Below are 19,923 nucleotides of genomic sequence, written 5' to 3' on the forward strand. Positions count from 1 at the left end.
TCAGTTCGGTCCCGCCTTGTAGCCGACGCCGCGGACGGTGACGACGATCTCGGGGCGCTCGGGGTCCTTCTCGACCTTGGAGCGGAGGCGCTGGACGTGGACGTTGACGAGGCGGGTGTCGGCGGCGTGGCGGTAGCCCCAGACCTGTTCGAGGAGGACTTCGCGGGTGAAGACCTGCCACGGCTTGCGGGCGAGGGCGACGAGGAGGTCGAACTCGAGCGGGGTGAGGGCGATGGACTGGCCGTCGCGCTTCACGGAGTGGCCGGCGACGTCGATGACGAGGTCGCCGATGGTGAGCTGCTCGGGGGCGGGCTCTTCGGACCTGCGGAGGCGCGCCCGGATGCGGGCGACGAGCTCCTTGGGTTTGAACGGTTTGACGATGTAGTCGTCTGCCCCCGATTCGAGACCGACGACGACGTCGACGGTGTCGCTCTTGGCGGTGAGCATGACGATCGGCACTCCGGATTCGGCGCGGATGAGCCGGCAGACCTCGATGCCGTCCCGGCCGGGCAGCATGAGGTCGAGCAGCACCAGGTCCGGCTTGGTCTCGCGGAATGCTGCGAGTGCCTTGTCCCCGTCCGCTACGAACGACGGCTCGAACCCTTCACCACGCAGCACGATGCCGAGCATCTCGGCGAGTGCGGTGTCGTCGTCGACGACAAGGACGCGTCCCTTCATAATCGACATCATCCCATTAGCTAATCGTTACCTGGCGTGACCTGGCACACAGCTCTGCGATTCCTGCCCCGGTCACCGGTGATACCACTCCGGCTTCGGTAACGATCGCGGTCACCAATTCGGGCGGCGTCACGTCGAACGCCGGGTTGTACGCCTGTGTTCCGAGCGGCGCCCATTGTGCCCCTGCGCCGGTGCCTGCTGTCGCGGCCCGGGACGCCCCTGGGGGCGTGAGCTGCGTCACTTCGCTGCCGGGGCGCTGCTCGATCTCGATGGACGCCCCGTCGGGGGTGGTGAGGTCCACGGTGGTGAGCGGGGCGACGACGATGAACGGTACATGGTGGTAGCCGGCGAGAACGGCGAGCGGGTAGCTGCCGACCTTGTTGGCGACGGAGCCGTCGGCGGCGATGCGGTCGGCTCCGATGAGGACGGCGTCGACCTTCCCGGCGGCGAAGAGGGACCCTGCGGCGTTGTCGGTGAGGAGGGTGTACGACATGCCGCTGCGTGCGGCTTCGTACGCGGTGAGCCGTGCGCCCTGCAGCAGCGGCCGGGTCTCGTCCACCCAGAGCCGCCGCAGCCGCCCGGCGCGGTGGGCGGCGAGGGCCACGGCGAACGCGGTGCCTTCGCCGCCGGACACGAGGGCGCCGGTGTTGCAGTGGGTGAGGATGCGGTGGCTGCCGCCGGGGAGCAGTTCGCCGAGGAGGGCGAGGCCGCGGGCGGCCATGGCCGCACTGGCCTCGGCGTCCTCGCGGTGGAGCTGCCGTGCTGCGCTGAGGGCGGCCTGCGCGGCCGCCTCGGGCGTGGCGCCGTGCTGCTGGGCGGACCGGTGGGCGTCGAGGGCGGTGCGTACGCCGTGGGCGAGGTTGACGGCGGTGGGGCGGGCGTCGGCGAGGAGGCCGGCGGCTTCCTCCACGTCGTAGCCCCGTGCGGCAGCGAGGGCGACTCCGTAGGCGCCGGCGATGCCGAGTACCGGCGCGCCCCGCACGGCGAGGGTCTGGATGGCGCGTACGAGGGCGGGCACGTCGGTGCAGACCAGTTCGACCTCTTCGGCGGGGAGCCGGGTCTGGTCCAGGAGCACCAGGACGGGGCCCTCCGGGGGCTCGTCCCACCGCAGCACCGGTGGTGCCGGCGGTTTCCGGTCGACAGATGTTGCTGCGTCCTGATCAGCCATTCGCTCAGTCTGCCGCGTGAGCGGGTGACATTGAAGGTGTCGGGGGGTGACGTGCGGAGGCGAGGGCCCTGGCCTGCACGTGGGGGGCGCGTGGCACGATGGCTGGCAGCCCGGTGCCCCTTGGGGTGACCGGGTGCCGTGACCGAGCAGGCTCGATGAGCGGGCCCCGCGACCATGCCACGAGGTGGACGACCGTGAACGACTCTCCGGGCTGGGCCTCGCCCGGGTCTTCTTCCCCGTCCGACGGCCAGGGCGAGGGCGTGCAGCGCCCTGCCGGGGACCGCGGGCCTGCGCCGCAGTGGTCCGGGGACCAGCCGCCTGCCGGCCAGTGGTCGCCTCCGGCGGCTCCGGGGCCGTCCGGGCGGGTCAGGCCGCCCCAGCCGGGCTGGGGTGGCGGCCCTTACGGCGGCTGGGGCCGCCCTGAGGCGCCGAAGCCGGGCGTCATCCCGCTGCGCCCGCTGGGGGTGGGCGAGATCCTGGACGGGGCCGTGTCCACGCTGCGCGCGCATTGGCGCACGGTGCTGGCCATCTCCGTCACGGTGTCCGTCCTTGTGCAGGTGGCGCAGGTCCTCGTCGACCGGTTCCTGCTGCCGAAAGCTCCGGCGATCAGCCCGGACGCGAGTCAGTCCGAGCAGCTCGACCAGGCGGCCGAGGCGCTTCGGGTCAGTCTGGTGTCGATGGTGCCGCTGATCCTGCTGGGCTTGGTGGCGTCTTTCTTCACGACGGCTCTGCTCACTTTCGTGGTGAGCCGGTCGGTGCTCGGCAAACCGGTCACGTTCGGTGAGGTGTGGCGTGATGCGCGGCCTCGCTTCGTCCCGCTGCTGGGCCTGACCCTGCTGCTGCCGTTGATCAGCGTCGCGGTGATGGCGGCGGGCATCGTGCCGGGCGTCCTCGTCGGCTCGGTCGGGGGTGCGCTGCTGGCGGTCTTCGGCGGGTTCGCGGCGCTGGCCGTGATGCTGTGGCTGGTGGTCAGGTTCAGCCTGGCCTACTCGGCGCTGATGCTGGAACGCCAGGGCGTGCTGGCGTCGCTGCGCCGTTCGGCGCGGCTCGTGCAGGGCTCGTGGTGGCGTATCTTCGGCATCCTGCTGCTCACGGCACTGCTCACCATGGTGGTGGCGCTGATCGTGTCCGTGCCGTTCGTCCTCATCGCGGCGCTGGTGGACGGTGAGGGCTTCGCCTCGGCGTTCTCCGGCAGCGCTCCGCAGTTCGGCTGGGCCTTCCTCATCATCACGGGTATCGGTTCCGTGATCTCTTCGGCGATCATGTACCCGATCTCCGCCGGCGTGACGGTCCTGCTGTACGTGGACCAGCGCATCCGCCGGGAAGCGCTCGACCTGGAGCTCGCCCGGGCCGCGGGCGTGCCCGGCTACGGCCCTGCCGCGCCTGGCGGCGACATCCTCCCGAGGAGCTGATGCGGTGCCGACCACGGGGGGAGCGTCGCCGGTGCTGCGTGTGCCGGCGCGCGCGCAGGGCGACGGGGTCCCGGTGGACGTTCCGCGGGTACCGGCACGTGAGGCGGCCGAGCGGGAGCTGTCCAGGCCGATATACGGCAAGGACGAGCCGAACGTCCTGATGCGCGCTCTCGACGCCTTCTGGGAGTGGCTGAACGACTTGTTCGACACGGCGTCGACTGCTGCACCCGGAGGGCTGCTCGGTGTCGCCGTGATCGTCCTCGTGGTGGTGGGCCTGGTGGCCGCGCTGTGGTGGCGGCTGGGCACGCCGCGCCGGACGGCGGGAACGGCGGACGCGCTCTTCGAGGACGCTCCCCGCACCGCGTCGGACCACCGGGCCGCCGCCGAGCGCCACGCGGCCGCCGGCCGGTGGAACCATGCCGTACAGGAGCGGATGCGGGCCCTGGTGCGCTCTCTGGAGGAGCGCACGGTGCTGGACGCCCGCCCGGGACGCACCGCGGACGAGGCCGCCGCGGAGGCCGGCCGGGCACTGCCGGGCCACGCCGGCGAGCTGCGCGCCGCAGCCCGCGAGTTCGACGAGGTGACGTACGGGGGCCGCACCGCCGACCGGCGCACGTACCGGCTTCTGAAGGACCTCGACCGGGCCGTGGAGCGCGCGAAGCCGCTGCTGGACGGTGCCGTCGGCCGGGGAGCCGCCGAGTGACCGCCACCGGTACGTCCTTGTCTCCCGGCGGCCGCCAGGTGTGGGCCCGAGCCCGGGGTGTCCTCCTTGTCCTCGCTCTGGTCGTCGTGGCGGGCATCGCCTTGGCGCTGGCCCGGAGCACGGAGCACCACGGGCGGCTCGATCCCCGCTCCGCGGACCGGAACGGCAGCCGCGCCGTCGCCGAGCTGCTGAAGGACCACGGGGTGTCCACCCGTGTGGTCACGTCCCTTGACGAAGCGGTGGCCGCCGCCGGCCCGCAGGTGACCCTGCTGGTCGCCGGCCCCGATCTCCTCACCGACGGCCGGCAGACCGCACTGCGCGAGCGCACCGCGACCGCCGGGGGCCGCACCGTCCTGGTCGCTCCGGGATGGCCGTCCACGGCGGCGCTGGCCCCCGGGGTCACGGCCGACTTCCCTTCGGGCAGCGAGGTCCTGGAGCCCGGCTGCACGCTCCCGGAGGCGGTTCGCGCAGGCTCTGTCCGCCTGGGCGGCGAGCGGTACGAGGTCGGCGACGCCGTCGACGCGGAGACCTGTTACGCCAGTGACGGCCTCCCCACCCTCGTGAGGCTGAACGACCCGGCCGGCGGCGACACGGTGCTCCTGGGCTCCCCCGACATCCTCTTCAACCACCGCCTCGCAGAAGACGGCAACGCCTCGCTGGCCCTGCAACTGCTCGGTTCGCGTGAGCATCTCGTCTGGTACCTCCCGTCACCTGCGGACTCCTCACCCGGGGGCGACGGTGACACCGACGCCCCCGGCGGGGAGCAGAGCTTCTTCGACCTGATCCCGTCGGGATGGCTGTGGGGCGCCCTCCAACTGGTGGTGGCCGGCGTCCTGGCGGCGATCTGGCGGGGCCGACGCCTGGGCCCCCTGGTCATGGAGCGCCTCCCGGTCGCCATCCGCGCGTCCGAGACCACCGAGGGCCGCGCCCGCCTGTACCACCGGGCCCATGCCCGTGACCGCGCCTCAGCCGTGCTGCGGTCGGCGGCCCGCACGCGCCTCGCCCCGCTTGTCGGGGTCCCGACGAGACAGGCGCATTCCGCTGACGCCTTGCTGCCCGCCCTGTCGGCCCGGCTGGTCGACAGTCAGCGCGACGTGCGGGAGCTGCTGTTCGGGACGACCCCCGCCGATGACGCCGAGCTCGTCCGGCTCGCAGACCAACTCGACGCCCTCGAAAGAGAGGTACGCACCTCATGAGTGCCCCGACCCCCGAGACCGCCGACACCTCGGACGCCGCCCGAGCATCCCTCGAAGCGCTGCGCACCGAGATCGCGAAGGCCGTGGTCGGGCAGGATCCCGCTGTGACCGGGCTGGTCGTGGCCCTTCTCTGCCGCGGCCACGTCCTCCTGGAGGGCGTACCCGGAGTCGCGAAGACCCTGCTCGTGCGTGCGCTCGCTGCCTCCCTCGAACTGGACACCAAGCGGGTCCAGTTCACCCCTGACCTGATGCCGAGTGACGTGACCGGCTCCTTGGTCTACGACGCCCGGACCTCGGAGTTCTCCTTCCAGCCGGGTCCTGTCTTCACCAACCTCCTGCTCGCGGACGAGATCAACCGCACCCCTCCCAAGACCCAGTCGTCTCTGCTGGAGGCTATGGAGGAACGTCAGGTCACCGTCGACGGCGTGCCCCGCCCGCTGCCGGAGCCGTTCCTCGTCGCCGCGACACAGAACCCGGTCGAGTACGAGGGCACGTATCCCCTCCCCGAAGCCCAACTCGACCGTTTCCTGCTGAAACTGACCGTCCCTCTGCCTGCCCGTGACGACGAGATCAACGTCCTCATGCGTCATGCCGAGGGCTTCAACCCTCGTGACCTGAAGGCCGCGGGCGTACAGCCCGCCGCCGGCCCCGCTGACCTGGAAGCAGCGCGCCGCGCGGTCGCTGCCACCTCCGTCGCCCCCGAAATCGCCGGCTACGTGGTCGATATCTGCCGTGCCACCCGTGAATCCCCCTCACTCACTCTCGGCGTCTCACCCCGAGGCGCCACCGCCCTGCTCTCCACCGCACGCGCCTGGGCCTGGCTCACCGGCCGCGACTACGTCATCCCCGACGACGTCAAGGCCCTGGCCCTGCCCACGCTCCGCCACCGCATCCAGCTCCGCCCGGAGGCGGAGATGGAGGGAGTCACCGCGGACTCGGTCATCAACGCGATCCTCGCCCACGTCCCCGCGCCCTCGCTGAGGCAGTGACCCATGGCCCTGACCGGACGCACCGCGCTGCTGGCCGCGGTCGGCTCACTGCCCGTCGGCCTCCTCGCCCCCAGCTGGACGGGGATGCTCGCGGTCAACGCGCCCCTCTGCCTCGCAATTCTGTGCGACTACACACTGGCCGCGCCAGTGCGTACGCTCCGATTCACCCGATCTGGTGACACATCTGTTCGACTGGGTGACGGTGCCGAGGTGCAGCTCACCGTGGCCAATCCGTCGCGGCGCCGCCTGCGCGCGCGGGTCCGCGATGCCTGGCCGCCCAGCACCCTGCCCCCTGATGCCGGCGACGGTTCCGCACGGCATGACGTCACCGTGCCGGCGGGGGAGCGGCGCCGGCTCACCACGGTGCTGCATCCGACACGCCGCGGGGACCACGAGGCCGACCGCGTCACCGTCCGCTCGTACGGGCCGCTCGGTCTGGCCGCCCGGCAGGGCAGCCATCGCGTGCCGTGGAAGCTGCGGGTTCTGCCCCCGTTCACGAGCCGCAAGCACCTGCCGTCCCGCCTGGCCCGTCTGCGGGAGCTGGACGGCCGCACGAGCGTGCTCACCCGCGGCGAGGGCACGGAGTTCGACAGCCTCCGCGAGTACGTCCCCGGAGACGACACCCGGTCCATTGACTGGCGGGCGACAGCACGCCAGTCCTCCGTGGCCGTCCGCACCTGGCGCCCTGAGCGCGACCGGCACATCCTGCTGGTCCTCGACACCGGACGGACCTCGGCAGGCCGGGTCGGGGACGTCACACGCCTCGACGCCGCCATGGACGCCGCCCTGTTGCTCACCGCGCTGGCGTCCCGCGCAGGCGACCGCGTGGAGCTCCTCGCGTACGATCGCCGCGTCCGCGCCCGCGTTCAGGGCCGCTCTGCGAGTGATGTCCTGCCGTCCATGGTGGACGCCATGGCGACGCTGGAGCCCGAACTCGTCGAGACCGACGCGCGCGGCCTCAGCTCGGCGGCTCTCACGAGCGCTCCCCGGCGTTCTCTGATCGTCCTGGTGACCGGCTTGGACACCGCACCGGTCGAAGAGGGTCTGCTGCCCGTACTGCCTCAGCTCACGCAGCGCCATACGGTGCTCGTGGCGTCCGTGTCCGATCCGTATGCCGCGAAGATGGCCCGGGCCAGGGGCAGTGTCCAGGCCGTGTACGAGGCCGCGGCCGGCACCCAGGCCGAGGCTCAGCGGCGTCTCACGGCCGAGCAGCTCCAGCGCCACGGTGTGACGGTCGTGGACGCGACTCCGGAGGACCTTCCGCCGGCCCTGGCCGATGCTTACCTGGCGCTCAAGGCCGCAGGTCGTCTCTGAGGCCCGTCAGTCCCCTGTGCGCCCCGCTCCGGGGAGGCCCGTGCACCGACCGTCCGTAGCGTCGGTGTGCGGGCCCCCTTACCGGACTGAAGTTGTCCGGAAATGCAGGAAGCCCCGCACCATAAGGTGCGGGGCTCCCCCACAAATTGTTCGGCGGCGTCCTACTCTCCCACAGGGTCCCCCCTGCAGTACCATCGGCGCTGAAAGGCTTAGCTTCCGGGTTCGGAATGTAACCGGGCGTTTCCCTAACGCTATGACCACCGAAACACTATGAAGATAACAACTCAACCGGCAAAGGGAGTTCGTTACTTCAGAACTAACACAGTGGACGCGAGCAACTGAGGACAAGCCCTCGGCCTATTAGTACCGGTCAACTCCACACCTCACGGTGCTTCCATATCCGGCCTATCAACCCAGTCGTCTACTGGGAGCCTTACCCCATCAAGTGGGTGGGAATACTCATCTCGAAGCAGGCTTCCCGCTTAGATGCTTTCAGCGGTTATCCCTCCCGAACGTAGCCAACCAGCCATGCCCTTGGCAGAACAACTGGCACACCAGAGGTTCGTCCGTCCCGGTCCTCTCGTACTAGGGACAGCCCTTCTCAATATTCCTACGCGCACAGCGGATAGGGACCGAACTGTCTCACGACGTTCTAAACCCAGCTCGCGTACCGCTTTAATGGGCGAACAGCCCAACCCTTGGGACCGACTCCAGCCCCAGGATGCGACGAGCCGACATCGAGGTGCCAAACCATCCCGTCGATATGGACTCTTGGGGAAGATCAGCCTGTTATCCCCGGGGTACCTTTTATCCGTTGAGCGACGGCGCTTCCACAAGCCACCGCCGGATCACTAGTCCCGACTTTCGTCCCTGCTCGACCCGTCGGTCTCACAGTCAAGCTCCCTTGTGCACTTACACTCAACACCTGATTGCCAACCAGGCTGAGGGAACCTTTGGGCGCCTCCGTTACCCTTTAGGAGGCAACCGCCCCAGTTAAACTACCCATCAGACACTGTCCCTGATCCGGATCACGGACCCAGGTTAGACATCCAGCACGACCAGAGTGGTATTTCAAGGACGACTCCACCTGAACTGGCGTCCAAGCTTCACAGTCTCCCACCTATCCTACACAAGCCGAACCGAACACCAATATCAAACTGTAGTAAAGGTCCCGGGGTCTTTCCGTCCTGCTGCGCGAAACGAGCATCTTTACTCGTAGTGCAATTTCACCGGGCCTATGGTTGAGACAGTCGAGAAGTCGTTACGCCATTCGTGCAGGTCGGAACTTACCCGACAAGGAATTTCGCTACCTTAGGATGGTTATAGTTACCACCGCCGTTTACTGGCGCTTAAGTTCTCAGCTTCGCCCCACCGAAATGGAGCTAACCGGTCCCCTTAACGTTCCAGCACCGGGCAGGCGTCAGTCCGTATACATCGCCTTACGGCTTCGCACGGACCTGTGTTTTTAGTAAACAGTCGCTTCTCGCTGGTCTCTGCGGCCACACCCAGCTCCGGCAGCACGTGCCATCACCAGACATGGCCCCCCTTCTCCCGAAGTTACGGGGGCATTTTGCCGAGTTCCTTAACCATAGTTCACCCGAACGCCTCGGTATTCTCTACCTGACCACCTGAGTCGGTTTAGGGTACGGGCCGCCATGAAACTCGCTAGAGGCTTTTCTCGACAGCATAGGATCATCCACTTCGCCACAATCGGCTCGGCATCAGGTCTCACCCTTACATGAGGGACGGATTTACCTACCCCTCGGGCTACACCCTTACCCCGGGACAACCACCGCCCGGGCTGGACTACCTTCCTGCGTCACCCCATCACTCACCTACTACCAGTCCGGTTCACCGGCTCCACCACTCCGACCTCGTCCGAAGACTCAGCCGACGGCTTCACGGGCTTAGCATCGCTGGATTCAGCGTTGGCGCTTCAAAGCGGGTACCGGAATATCAACCGGTTGTCCATCGACTACGCCTGTCGGCCTCGCCTTAGGTCCCGACTTACCCTGGGCAGATCAGCTTGACCCAGGAACCCTTAGTCAATCGGCGCACACGTTTCCCACGTGTGTATCGCTACTCATGCCTGCATTCTCACTCGTGAACCGTCCACAACTACCTTCCGGTGCTGCTTCACCCGGCACACGACGCTCCCCTACCCATCACAGCGGGCGTTGGCCCTCATGCTGCAATGACACGACTTCGGCGGTACGCTTGAGCCCCGCTACATTGTCGGCGCGGAATCACTTGACCAGTGAGCTATTACGCACTCTTTCAAGGGTGGCTGCTTCTAAGCCAACCTCCTGGTTGTCTCTGCGACTCCACATCCTTTCCCACTTAGCGTACGCTTAGGGGCCTTAGTCGATGCTCTGGGCTGTTTCCCTCTCGACCATGGAGCTTATCCCCCACAGTCTCACTGCCGCGCTCTCACTTACCGGCATTCGGAGTTTGGCTAAGGTCAGTAACCCGGTAGGGCCCATCGCCTATCCAGTGCTCTACCTCCGGCAAGAAACACACGACGCTGCACCTAAATGCATTTCGGGGAGAACCAGCTATCACGGAGTTTGATTGGCCTTTCACCCCTAACCACAGGTCATCCCCCAGGTTTTCAACCCTGGTGGGTTCGGTCCTCCACGAAGTCTTACCTCCGCTTCAACCTGCCCATGGCTAGATCACTCCGCTTCGGGTCTTGAGCGTGCTACTCAACCGCCCTATTCGGACTCGCTTTCGCTACGGCTACCCCACACGGGTTAACCTCGCAACACACCGCAAACTCGCAGGCTCATTCTTCAAAAGGCACGCAGTCACGACGCAAGGACAAGTCCCTGCGCGACGCTCCCACGGCTTGTAGGCACACGGTTTCAGGTACTATTTCACTCCGCTCCCGCGGTACTTTTCACCATTCCCTCACGGTACTATCCGCTATCGGTCACCAGGGAATATTTAGGCTTAGCGGGTGGTCCCGCCAGATTCACACGGGATTTCTCGGGCCCCGTGCTACTTGGGTGTCTCTCAAGCAAGCCGCTGATGTTTCAGCTACGGGGGTCTTACCCTCTACGCCGGACCTTTCGCATGTCCTTCGCCTACATCAACGGTTTCTAACTCGCCCTGTTGCCGGCAGACAACAGAAGAGAGATCCCACAACCCCGCATGCGCAACCCCTGCCGGGTATCACACACATACGGTTTGGCCTCATCCAGTTTCGCTCGCCACTACTCCCGGAATCACGGTTGTTTTCTCTTCCTGCGGGTACTGAGATGTTTCACTTCCCCGCGTTCCCTCCACACTGCCTATGTGTTCAGCAGCGGGTGACAGCCCATGACGACTGCCGGGTTTCCCCATTCGGACACCCCCGGATCACAGCTCGGTTGACAGCTCCCCGGGGCCTATCGCGGCCTCCCACGTCCTTCATCGGTTCCTGGTGCCAAGGCATCCACCGTGCGCCCTTAAAAACTTGGCCACAGATGCTCGCGTCCACTGTGCAGTTCTCAAGCAACGACCAGCCACCCATCACCCCGCCACACAAGCAGCGAGTTCACTGGGGCCGGCGCATGAAGGGCAAGCAACGCTCGCACCCTCAGACACCCAACAGCGCGCCCGACCCGGCCACGTCCGAAGATCACACGTTCCACGCCCCTGACGAGGCAGTACTAGCGGTCTTCGACCCATGCACCAGGCCGAATAGTCAACGTTCCACCCATGAGCAACCAGCATCAGACACTCGCTGATGTACTGGCCTCTGACCAAGCACCAGGTGCTCGGTGAGAAGTGCTCCTTAGAAAGGAGGTGATCCAGCCGCACCTTCCGGTACGGCTACCTTGTTACGACTTCGTCCCAATCGCCAGTCCCACCTTCGACAGCTCCCTCCCACAAGGGGTTGGGCCACCGGCTTCGGGTGTTACCGACTTTCGTGACGTGACGGGCGGTGTGTACAAGGCCCGGGAACGTATTCACCGCAGCAATGCTGATCTGCGATTACTAGCGACTCCGACTTCATGGGGTCGAGTTGCAGACCCCAATCCGAACTGAGACCGGCTTTTTGAGATTCGCTCCACCTCACGGTATCGCAGCTCTTTGTACCGGCCATTGTAGCACGTGTGCAGCCCAAGACATAAGGGGCATGATGACTTGACGTCGTCCCCACCTTCCTCCGAGTTGACCCCGGCGGTCTCCCGTGAGTCCCCAGCACCACAAGGGCCTGCTGGCAACACGGGACAAGGGTTGCGCTCGTTGCGGGACTTAACCCAACATCTCACGACACGAGCTGACGACAGCCATGCACCACCTGTACACCGACCACAAGGGGGCACCTATCTCTAGATGTTTCCGGTGTATGTCAAGCCTTGGTAAGGTTCTTCGCGTTGCGTCGAATTAAGCCACATGCTCCGCCGCTTGTGCGGGCCCCCGTCAATTCCTTTGAGTTTTAGCCTTGCGGCCGTACTCCCCAGGCGGGGAACTTAATGCGTTAGCTGCGGCACGGACGACGTGGAATGTCGCCCACACCTAGTTCCCAACGTTTACGGCGTGGACTACCAGGGTATCTAATCCTGTTCGCTCCCCACGCTTTCGCTCCTCAGCGTCAGTATCGGCCCAGAGATCCGCCTTCGCCACCGGTGTTCCTCCTGATATCTGCGCATTTCACCGCTACACCAGGAATTCCGATCTCCCCTACCGAACTCTAGCCTGCCCGTATCGACTGCAGACCCGGGGTTAAGCCCCGGGCTTTCACAACCGACGTGACAGGCCGCCTACGAGCTCTTTACGCCCAATAATTCCGGACAACGCTTGCGCCCTACGTATTACCGCGGCTGCTGGCACGTAGTTAGCCGGCGCTTCTTCTGCAGGTACCGTCACTTTCGCTTCTTCCCTGCTGAAAGAGGTTTACAACCCGAAGGCCGTCATCCCTCACGCGGCGTCGCTGCATCAGGCTTTCGCCCATTGTGCAATATTCCCCACTGCTGCCTCCCGTAGGAGTCTGGGCCGTGTCTCAGTCCCAGTGTGGCCGGTCGCCCTCTCAGGCCGGCTACCCGTCGTCGCCTTGGTGAGCCGTTACCTCACCAACAAGCTGATAGGCCGCGGGCTCATCCTGCACCGCCGGAGCTTTCCACCACCATCAGATGCCTGAAGTGGTCGTATCCGGTATTAGACCCCGTTTCCAGGGCTTGTCCCAGAGTGCAGGGCAGATTGCCCACGTGTTACTCACCCGTTCGCCACTAATCCCCACCGAAGTGGTTCATCGTTCGACTTGCATGTGTTAAGCACGCCGCCAGCGTTCGTCCTGAGCCAGGATCAAACTCTCCGTGAATGCTTCCCGGTGATCCGGGTCAACACTCGCGTTGAGCGGAACCGGGAGAGGAATAATCTCCCGGTTCACAGCGTCCTCGCTGTGTTTTTCAAAGGAACCTCGTCTCCAAGAGACGGGGTTATCAACATATCTGGCGTTGACTTTTGGCACGCTGTTGAGTTCTCAAGGAACGGACGCTTCCTTCGTACTCACCCTCTCGGGCTTTCCTCCGGGCGCTTCCCTTCGGTGTTTCCAACCTTACCAGATCCTTTTTCCGTTCCGTTTCCGGTTCGGATTTCGTTTCCGGTGGTCGTTGGAGGGCCTTTGCCTTTCGGCTGATCCGACTTTATCAGATTCTTTCGGGACCGAATTTCTTCGGCTCCGCATCCGATGCGGAGGAATCATCGGCTCCGGCTTGCCGTCGGAACGGCTTCGCAGCGGAGCGAGAGAGAGACTAGCTGTTACAGTCGGAGCTGTCCAGCTCCACGCAACCGTTTGAATCTACCTCCCCACGCCACCCGTGTCAACGGGTTTTGCGGGCGAAGAGAAGAGTAACAGGTCGCTGCCGTGCGGTGCACATCAGGCTGCGGTCGGCACCGAGGCGCTGCGGTCGGCGGCTTCGACGTCGCCCGCCTCACCCTCCCTGGCGGCGCGGCCGCCTAGTACGTACACGTACAGGAGGAAGGCCAGCTCGGCGAGGACGCCGATGGAGATGCGGGCCCAGGTGGGGAGGCCGGACGGGGTCACGAAGCCCTCGATCACGCCCGAGACGAACAGCACCAGGGCGAGGCCGATGGCCATGCCGATGGCGGCGCGGCCGCGCTCGGCGAGGGCTGCGCGGCGGGTGCGCGGGCCGGGGTCGATGACCGTCCAGCCCAAGCGCAGGCCGGTGCCGGCGGCGACGAAGACGGCCGTGAGTTCCAGCAGGCCGTGGGGCAGGACCAGGCCGAGGAAGGTGTCCAGGCGGCCCGCCGAGGCCATGAGTCCGATGCCCACGCCGAGGTTGAGCATGTTGATCAGGAGCACCCAGAGCACGGGGACGCCGAGGAAGGCGCCCAGGGCCAGGCAGAGCGCTGCGGCGCGGGCGTTGTTCGTCCACACCTGGGCGGCGAAGGACGTCGCCGGGTTGCTGGAGTAGTACGTCTCGTACTGCCCCCCGGGCCGGGTCATCTCGCGCAGCTCGTCGGGGGCCGCGATCGCGGCCTGGACCTCCGGGTGGGTGCCGATCCACCACCCGATGACCGCCGCGACGACGACCGACAGCACCGCCGTGGGGATCCACCAGTGGCGCGAGCGGTAGACCGCCGCGGGGAACCCCGCGGTGAGGAAGTGGGCGGCGTCCCGCCAGGAGGCGCGGCGGGTGCCGGTGACGGTGGACCTGGTGCGGGCGACGAGCCGGGTGAGGTGTGCGGTGAGTGCCGGGTCGGGGGCGGACGACTGGATGGCGGAGAGGTGCGTGGAGGTGCGCTGGTACAGGGCGACCAGTTCGTCGGCCTCGGCTCCGGTAAGGCGGCGGCCCCGGCCGAGCAGGTGCTCAAGGCGGTCCCACTCGGCTCGGTGGGCGTTGACGTAGACGTCGAGGTCCATCTTCGGCTGCTGCTCCTGGCCCGGGTCCGTACGGCTGGTCGTGCTGCTGCTCCTACGCGCGCATGGTGCACAGGGTGCTCGTCCTGCTGCCTGCTGCGGCGCGCTGTCCGACAGCTTGGCAGACTGGCGTTCGGAGGGGTCGGGCAAGGTCGATGAAGGGTGGGCGCCGTGAGTGAGGTCGTGACGGGGGACGCCGTCGTCCTGGGGCTGCGGCCGGCCCGGCTGCCCAGCAGGGCGCTCGCACTGTTCGTCGACCTGCTGATCGTGTGGACGGCGTTCCTGCTCGTGTCCCTCGTCCTGGCGTTCGCCACGTCGGGTCTCGACCCCGCGGCGGTCATGGCGGTGTCGATCGCGGCCTACATGCTGGTCCTGGTCGGTGCGCCGATAGCCGTCGAGACGCTGAGCCACGGGCGGTCGGTGGGGAAGCTGGTGTGCGGCCTCCGGGTGGTGCGGGACGACGGCGGGCCGATCCGGTTCCGGCACGCGCTGGTGCGGGGGCTGATCGGTCTCGTGGAGATCGTGATGACCTTCGGTGTGGTCGCTTGTATCGCGTCGCTGGTGTCGGCGCGGGGGCGGCGGGTCGGGGACGTGTTCGCGGGAACGCTGGTGGTGCGGGAGCGGGTTCCCGCCGCGCGGACCGCTGCGGTGCCTCCGCCGCCTGCGTGGCTGGTGGGGCGGTTCGCGCAGCTGGACCTGTCTGCGGTGCCTGACAGCCTGTGGCTGGGTGTCCGGCAGTACCTGACGCGGATGGGCCAGCTGGATCCGGTGGCGGGGCAGGCGCTGGCCGAGCGGCTGGCCGGTGAACTCGCGGCGCGGACGGGGACGCCTCCGCCTGCCGGAGTGCCTGCTGCGGCTTATCTGGCCGGTGTCCTGTACGAGCGGCAGACGCGGGACGCGCGGCGGGTCGCCGCGGCGGCGTCTTCCGGTGCGGGTGGGGGTGCGCGGGCGGCTGCTGAGGCCGGTGCGGGTGTTGCCCCTGCTGCGCTGGCGGCTTCCGGCGGGGGCGCGGGCTACGGCACGGGGGCGGGTGCGGCTTCCGGTGCACGTGTGGGATCTGGTGCAGGAGTGGGTCCTGGTGGGGGTGGGGGCCCTGGTGGGGGTGGGGCTGCTGCTCCTGGTGGTGTGGGAGCGGCTGCTTCCGGCTGGGCTGGAGGGGCGGGCGCTTCCGGCTGGGCTGGAGGGGCGGGCGCTTCCGGTGGTGCGGAGTCTGGTGCGCGTGCTGGTGCGAGGTCTGCCGGGGCGAGCGAGGTGACGGGGAACGCGGAGGGGAAGCGGCAGGCTCCCCCCACTGGGTTCGCTCCGCCGGCCTGACCGACTTCGGTTTCCCTGCTGCCCAGTGGGTGGGCGTGCATGGCTCTTGGCCTTCCGGCCGGTCGGTCAGCGCTCGGGGAAGGCGGAGGGCGGAGTCTGCAGGTCCTCCAGTTCGACTCCGGGGGCTGCCAGCACCACGTCCCCGGCGATGTGGATCATGTGCTGTTCGCCGGTGTCCAGGGCTGTGACCTGGTACGCGTCCACGATCAGGGGGCCGTTGTCAGTGGCGTGCGCTTCACTGGTCACCAGGGCCCAGGACTGGTCGACGGTGAGAGGTGCGAGGACCGGGTCCGTGAACGCCACCAGGCGGACGCGGGTCGCACCGGAATCGGGGGTGAGGCGGAGCAGGCGGGATGTCGCGACGAGGAATGCCGGGGACGTGCCGGTGAAGGCGTGGGCGCGGACGTTGCCTTCTGTGGCGTGGGTCCCGGTCGGGTCGGTCCTGACCCAGGTGACGCCTTCGAGGGCGGCGCCGCGCACTTGCCAGCCGCCGGCGTGGAGCTCTATGCGGAGGGGACGGCCGAGGTCGTCGAGGGTGAGGTCGACGGAGCCGGCGTGGTCGCCGGAGGGGGTGGTGATCTGCGAGACGTAGCGCCAGCCGGTGGGGCCGGGCGCGCAGTGGAAGTGCTCTTCGCCGAGGGGGGTGTGGTCGTGCGGGTCGTGGAGCGAATAGCGGCCGCGGGGCATGGGTCCTCGAGGGCGTCGGTGTGGAGGGGCAGGAGGGTGTGACGGTCGGGGTGTGGCCGGAGTGAATGTGGCCGGAGTGAATGGTGTCGGGGATTGGGGGGTGTCGGGGGTTAGGGGTCAGGGGTGTCGGGCGTCGTTGGTGGGGCTGCGGGCTTGGCGGTCAGCGGTGTGGTGTCGCGGAGGGGCTCAGTGATGCGGTTGTCGGGGCGCTGAGGGAGTCGCGTCGTGAGGCGCAGACGGGGCCGTCCTGCGGGGGCGGGCACGCGGGGCCCTCACATGCGGGGGCGGGCACGCGGGTCCCTCGCATGCGGGGTCGTCGCCCAACGGTAGTCGGGTGGGCCCCGTGGGGCCCATGTGGCTGCGGCGGTCGCTGCGCGAGGCGTTCGGGCCGGTCCGGGGGGCTGCCAGCTGCCGGGAGGTCGGCCAGGATGGGCTCCGGCCGACCTCCCGGCGCCGGGCGCACGGGCTGGGGGCCCGCCCAGCGCCGGGGCTGCCGGTGCGCCTCCGGCCCCCACGGGTCCGCCGGGCACGGGGCGACGTACGGGCCAGCCGAACACGTACGGGTAGGCGGGCACTTACCGGCCGGCTGTACACGTACCGGCTGGCCGGACACGTGCGGGTCGGCGGGCGCGTACCGGCTGGCCGGGCGCGTACGGGCCGGCGGGCGCGTACGGGTCGGCGGGCGCGTACGGGTCGGCCGAACACATACGGGACGGCGGGCGTGTACGGGTCGGTGGGCCGTGCGGCCTGACTTGCAGCATGGTGCCGGGGAGACAGAGGGCGCGGGAAAGGGGAAGGCCCCCCGGCGGGCTGCGCGGGGGGCCTTGGGTGGGGCTGGGGGGGAGGCGTCAGTAGCGGTAGTGGTCGGGCTTGTAGGGGCCTTCGACCTTGACGCCGATGTAGTCCGCCTGCTCCGGGCGGAGGGTCGTGAGCTTCACGCCGAGCGAGTCGAGGTGGAGGCGGGCGACCTTCTCGTCCAGGTGCTTGGGGAGGACGTACACGTCGGTGGGGTACTGCTCGGGCTTGGTGTACAGCTCGATCTGGGCCAGGGTCTGGTCCGCGAAGGAGTTGGACATCACGAACGACGGGTGGCCGGTGGCGTTGCCGAGGTTCAGCAGGCGGCCCTCCGACAGCACGATGATGGTCTTGCCGTCGGGGAAGGTCCAGGTATGGACCTGCGGCTTGACCTCGTCCTTGACGATGCCGGGAATCTTGGCGAGGCCGGCCATGTCGATCTCGTTGTCGAAGTGGCCGATGTTGCCGACGATGGCCTGGTGCTTCATCTTGGCCATGTCCGAGGCCATGATGATGTCGCGGTTGCCGGTGGTGGTGATGAAGATGTCGGCCGTCTCGACGACCTCGTCGAGGGTGGTGACCTGGTAGCCGTCCATCGCGGCCTGGAGGGCGCAGATGGGGTCGATCTCGGTGATGATGACGCGGGCGCCCTGGCCGCGGAGGGACTCGGCGCAGCCCTTGCCGACGTCGCCGTAGCCGCAGACCACGGCGACCTTGCCGCCGATGAGGACGTCGGTGGCGCGGTTGATGCCGTCGACGAGGGAGTGGCGGCAGCCGTACTTGTTGTCGAACTTGGACTTCGTCACCGCGTCGTTGACGTTGATCGCGGGGAAGAGGAGGGTGCCGTCGCGCTGCATCTCGTACAGGCGGTGGACGCCGGTCGTGGTCTCCTCGGTGACGCCGCGGATCTCAGAGGACAGGCGGGTCCACTTCTGCGGGTCCTCGGTGAGGGTGCGGTTGAGGAGGCGCAGGATGTGGCCGTACTCCTCGCTGTCCGCGGTGGCCGGGTCCGGGGCGGCGCCGGCCTTCTCGAACTCGACGCCCTTGTGGACGAGGAGGGTGGCGTCACCGCCGTCGTCGAGGATCATGTTGGGGCCGCCGGTGGGGCTGTCCGGCCAGGTCAGGGCCTGCTCGGTGCACCACCAGTACTCCTCCAGCGTCTCGCCCTTCCAGGCGAAGACGGGGACGCCCTGCGGGTCGTCCGGGGTGCCGTCGGGGCCGACGGCGATGGCGGCGGCCGCGTGGTCCTGGGTGGAGAAGATGTTGCAGGAGGCCCAGCGGACCTGGGCGCCGAGGGCGACCAGGGTCTCGATGAGGACGGCGGTCTGCACGGTCATGTGCAGGGAGCCGGTGATGCGGGCCCCGGCGAGCGGCTGGGACTCGGCGTACTCCTTGCGGATCGCCATCAGCCCCGGCATCTCGTGCTCGGCGAGGGTGATCTCCTTGCGGCCGAACTCGGCCAGGGAGAGGTCGGCGACCTTGAAGTCCTGTCGGTTCTCGACAGTCGTCATTTCGAGCTGCTCCTCGTTGTCGTGGCGAGGTGGGTACGGCCGGCTCCGCGGTGGCGGGCATGCGGGCGGTGTACGGCTCGTCGTGGCCGTACGCGGGCATGCTCGGCACGCGCGGAGCAGTCGTCGGAGGCCCTCTCTCCCTCGGCCGGCCCTGGGGGCCGCCCGACCGCCATCAGCAGCGACGTCTGGCTCTCGGTGTCTGCCATCGAATCTACACCGGTCGGGGCGGCGGCATTCAAGTGCGCCGTGGGGTGGGGGGCCTGGCGCCCCGCCGTTTCGGTGGCGGGGCGGCAGGGTCAGGAGGCGGCGACCGAGGTTCTGACGATGTCGGGTTCGAGGTGGATGACGCGGGCGGTGGGGACGGCGGCGCGGACGCGGGCTTCGGCGGCGTCGATGGCGGTGGCGAGGCGGGCGGCTGTGTCGTCGCTCTGGACGGCGATCTTGGCGGCGACGAGGAGTTCGTCGGGGCCGAGGTGGCGGGTGCGCATGTGGATGATGCCGGTGACGGTGGTGTGGTCGACGAGGGCTTCCTCGATCTTCTTGACCTGGTCGAGGCCGGCTGCTTCGCCGAGGAGGAGCGACTTCGTCTCGACGGCGAGGACGAGGGCGATGAGGTCGACGGCGAGGACGAGGGCGATGAGGTCGACGGCGAGGAGGATCAGCAGCACGCCGATGCAGAGGGTGCCGATGCCATCCCAGACGCCGTTGCCGGTGAGGAGGGCGAGGCCGGTGCCCCCGGAGGCGAGGCCGACGCCGCCGAGAGCGAGGATCAGGCCGACGAGTGCGCCGAGGTCCTCCAGGAGGACGACGGCCAGTTCGGGAGCCTGGGCGTGGCGGACGAAGTTATTCCAGGACCGGTCGCCACGGAGCCGGTTGGACTCCTTGATGGCGGTACGGAAGGAGAAGACCTCGGCGGTGATCGCGAAGACGAGGACGCCGACGGGCCAGTGCCAGGCCTCGGTCTCGTGCGCGTGGTTCATCTTCTCGTAGCCGCCGACGGAGAAGAGCGCGATGGAGGCGAGGAAAGGCGTGGATGCAGCGCTCGCGGCCGTAGCCGAAGGGGTGCTGGGGGGGTCGCCTCCCGTTTGGCCTTCTTGCCGCCCGGCAGGAGGAGGCCCTGGTTGCCGGAGTCGGCGAGCGAGTGGACGCTTTCGGCGAGCACCGACGACGAGCCGCTGGAGGGGAATGCCACGAACTTGCTCACCGCGATGGCGAGGTTTGGCGGCGAGTGCCGCCGCGCTCCCCTTGGCTCCGCCTGCCGCGCTCTTGCGGGTCGTGTCCCTTC

The 19,923-nt window shown here is 68.0% G+C and carries 11 protein-coding genes, 3 rRNA genes and 1 pseudogene; 6 read left to right on the forward strand and 9 right to left on the reverse strand.

The window, feature by feature from the left end:
- Both mtrA and mtnA read right to left on the reverse strand, forming a co-directional pair.
- A complete protein-coding gene (gene mtrA / locus L6E17_RS27565) occupies positions 1–690 on the reverse strand; it encodes a two-component system response regulator MtrA (protein ID WP_187703247.1) in 690 nt (229 codons plus the stop codon).
- A gap of 4 nt (positions 691–694) precedes the next feature.
- On the reverse strand, positions 695–1,846 hold the full coding sequence (gene mtnA, locus L6E17_RS27570) for an S-methyl-5-thioribose-1-phosphate isomerase (RefSeq protein ID WP_236243377.1): 1,152 nt from the start codon (positions 1,844–1,846) through the stop codon (positions 695–697).
- Between the two features lie 194 nt (positions 1,847–2,040).
- Here mtnA and L6E17_RS27575 point away from each other — a divergent pair, with 194 nt between their 5' ends.
- From L6E17_RS27575 to L6E17_RS27595, 5 genes are read left to right on the forward strand one after another with little or no spacing between them, the layout of a single operon-like run.
- Entirely contained in the window at positions 2,041–3,258 is a 1,218-nt protein-coding gene (locus tag L6E17_RS27575) for a hypothetical protein (protein ID WP_236243378.1), read from the forward strand.
- Between the two features lie 4 nt (positions 3,259–3,262).
- Positions 3,263–3,961: a DUF4129 domain-containing protein gene (locus tag L6E17_RS27580; RefSeq protein ID WP_236243379.1), complete on the forward strand. Its 699-nt coding sequence runs from the start codon at positions 3,263–3,265 to the stop codon at positions 3,959–3,961.
- Complete coding sequence (locus L6E17_RS27585; RefSeq protein ID WP_236243380.1) at positions 3,958–5,157, forward strand: DUF4350 domain-containing protein; 1,200 nt, start codon at positions 3,958–3,960, stop codon at positions 5,155–5,157. The genes L6E17_RS27580 and L6E17_RS27585 overlap by 4 nt, the downstream gene beginning before the upstream one ends.
- Complete coding sequence (locus L6E17_RS27590) at positions 5,154–6,146, forward strand: MoxR family ATPase (protein WP_236243381.1); 993 nt, start codon at positions 5,154–5,156, stop codon at positions 6,144–6,146. Before L6E17_RS27585 ends, L6E17_RS27590 begins: the two co-directional genes overlap by 4 nt.
- 3 nt (positions 6,147–6,149) lie before the next feature.
- Positions 6,150–7,460: a DUF58 domain-containing protein gene (locus L6E17_RS27595; RefSeq protein WP_236243382.1), complete on the forward strand. Its 1,311-nt coding sequence runs from the start codon at positions 6,150–6,152 to the stop codon at positions 7,458–7,460.
- Positions 7,461–7,608: 148 nt separating this feature from the next.
- On the opposite strand, the gene rrf is transcribed toward L6E17_RS27595, so the two are convergent.
- The 4 genes from rrf to L6E17_RS27615 all read right to left on the reverse strand — a co-directional run bounded on the left by rrf (position 7,609) and on the right by L6E17_RS27615 (position 14,334).
- Positions 7,609–7,725 (reverse strand): 5S ribosomal RNA (gene rrf, locus L6E17_RS27600).
- 75 nt (positions 7,726–7,800) lie between these two features.
- Positions 7,801–10,923, reverse strand: a 23S ribosomal RNA gene (locus L6E17_RS27605).
- Positions 10,924–11,242: 319 nt separating this feature from the next.
- Positions 11,243–12,768: ribosomal RNA gene (locus L6E17_RS27610) — 16S ribosomal RNA — on the reverse strand.
- Together the 16S, 23S and 5S rRNA genes form the textbook arrangement of a ribosomal RNA operon.
- Positions 12,769–13,326: 558 nt before the next feature.
- Positions 13,327–14,334: a stage II sporulation protein M gene (locus L6E17_RS27615; RefSeq protein WP_236243383.1), complete on the reverse strand. Its 1,008-nt coding sequence runs from the start codon at positions 14,332–14,334 to the stop codon at positions 13,327–13,329.
- Positions 14,335–14,502: 168 nt separating this feature from the next.
- On the opposite strand from L6E17_RS27615, the gene L6E17_RS27620 reads away from it, so the two are divergent.
- A complete protein-coding gene (locus tag L6E17_RS27620; protein WP_236243384.1) occupies positions 14,503–15,645 on the forward strand; it encodes an RDD family protein in 1,143 nt (380 codons plus the stop codon).
- Positions 15,646–15,711: 66 nt separating this feature from the next.
- Here the strand turns inward: L6E17_RS27620 and L6E17_RS27625 are convergent, their stop codons facing one another.
- The 3 genes and pseudogenes from L6E17_RS27625 to L6E17_RS27635 form a co-directional block, all read right to left on the reverse strand.
- Entirely contained in the window at positions 15,712–16,332 is a 621-nt protein-coding gene (locus tag L6E17_RS27625) for a hypothetical protein (protein WP_236243385.1), read from the reverse strand.
- 848 nt (positions 16,333–17,180) lie between these two features.
- Positions 17,181–18,638: an adenosylhomocysteinase gene (gene ahcY, locus L6E17_RS27630; protein WP_236243386.1), complete on the reverse strand. Its 1,458-nt coding sequence runs from the start codon at positions 18,636–18,638 to the stop codon at positions 17,181–17,183.
- A gap of 296 nt (positions 18,639–18,934) precedes the next feature.
- Positions 18,935–19,903, reverse strand: a pseudogene (locus tag L6E17_RS27635) (cation diffusion facilitator family transporter); the annotation flags it as partial.
- Positions 19,904–19,923: the final 20 nt, after the last annotated feature.

This window comes from Streptomyces sp. CC228A (assembly GCF_021390935.1).
In the GTDB taxonomy this organism is placed as follows: domain Bacteria; phylum Actinomycetota; class Actinomycetes; order Streptomycetales; family Streptomycetaceae; genus Streptomyces.

What these genes read in the sequence shown, in the direction of transcription:
- mtrA (WP_187703247.1), bottom strand. Translation starts at nt 690, where the DNA reads ATGATGTCGATTATGAAGGGACGCGTCCTTGTCGTCGACGACGACACC.
- mtnA (WP_236243377.1), bottom strand. Translation starts at nt 1,846, where the DNA reads ATGGCTGATCAGGACGCAGCAACATCTGTCGACCGGAAACCGCCGGCA.
- L6E17_RS27590 (WP_236243381.1), top strand. Translation starts at nt 5,154, where the DNA reads ATGAGTGCCCCGACCCCCGAGACCGCCGACACCTCGGACGCCGCCCGA.
- L6E17_RS27595 (WP_236243382.1), top strand. Translation starts at nt 6,150, where the DNA reads ATGGCCCTGACCGGACGCACCGCGCTGCTGGCCGCGGTCGGCTCACTG.
- L6E17_RS27615 (WP_236243383.1), bottom strand. Translation starts at nt 14,334, where the DNA reads ATGGACCTCGACGTCTACGTCAACGCCCACCGAGCCGAGTGGGACCGC.
- L6E17_RS27625 (WP_236243385.1), bottom strand. Translation starts at nt 16,332, where the DNA reads ATGCCCCGCGGCCGCTATTCGCTCCACGACCCGCACGACCACACCCCC.
- ahcY (WP_236243386.1), bottom strand. Translation starts at nt 18,638, where the DNA reads ATGACGACTGTCGAGAACCGACAGGACTTCAAGGTCGCCGACCTCTCC.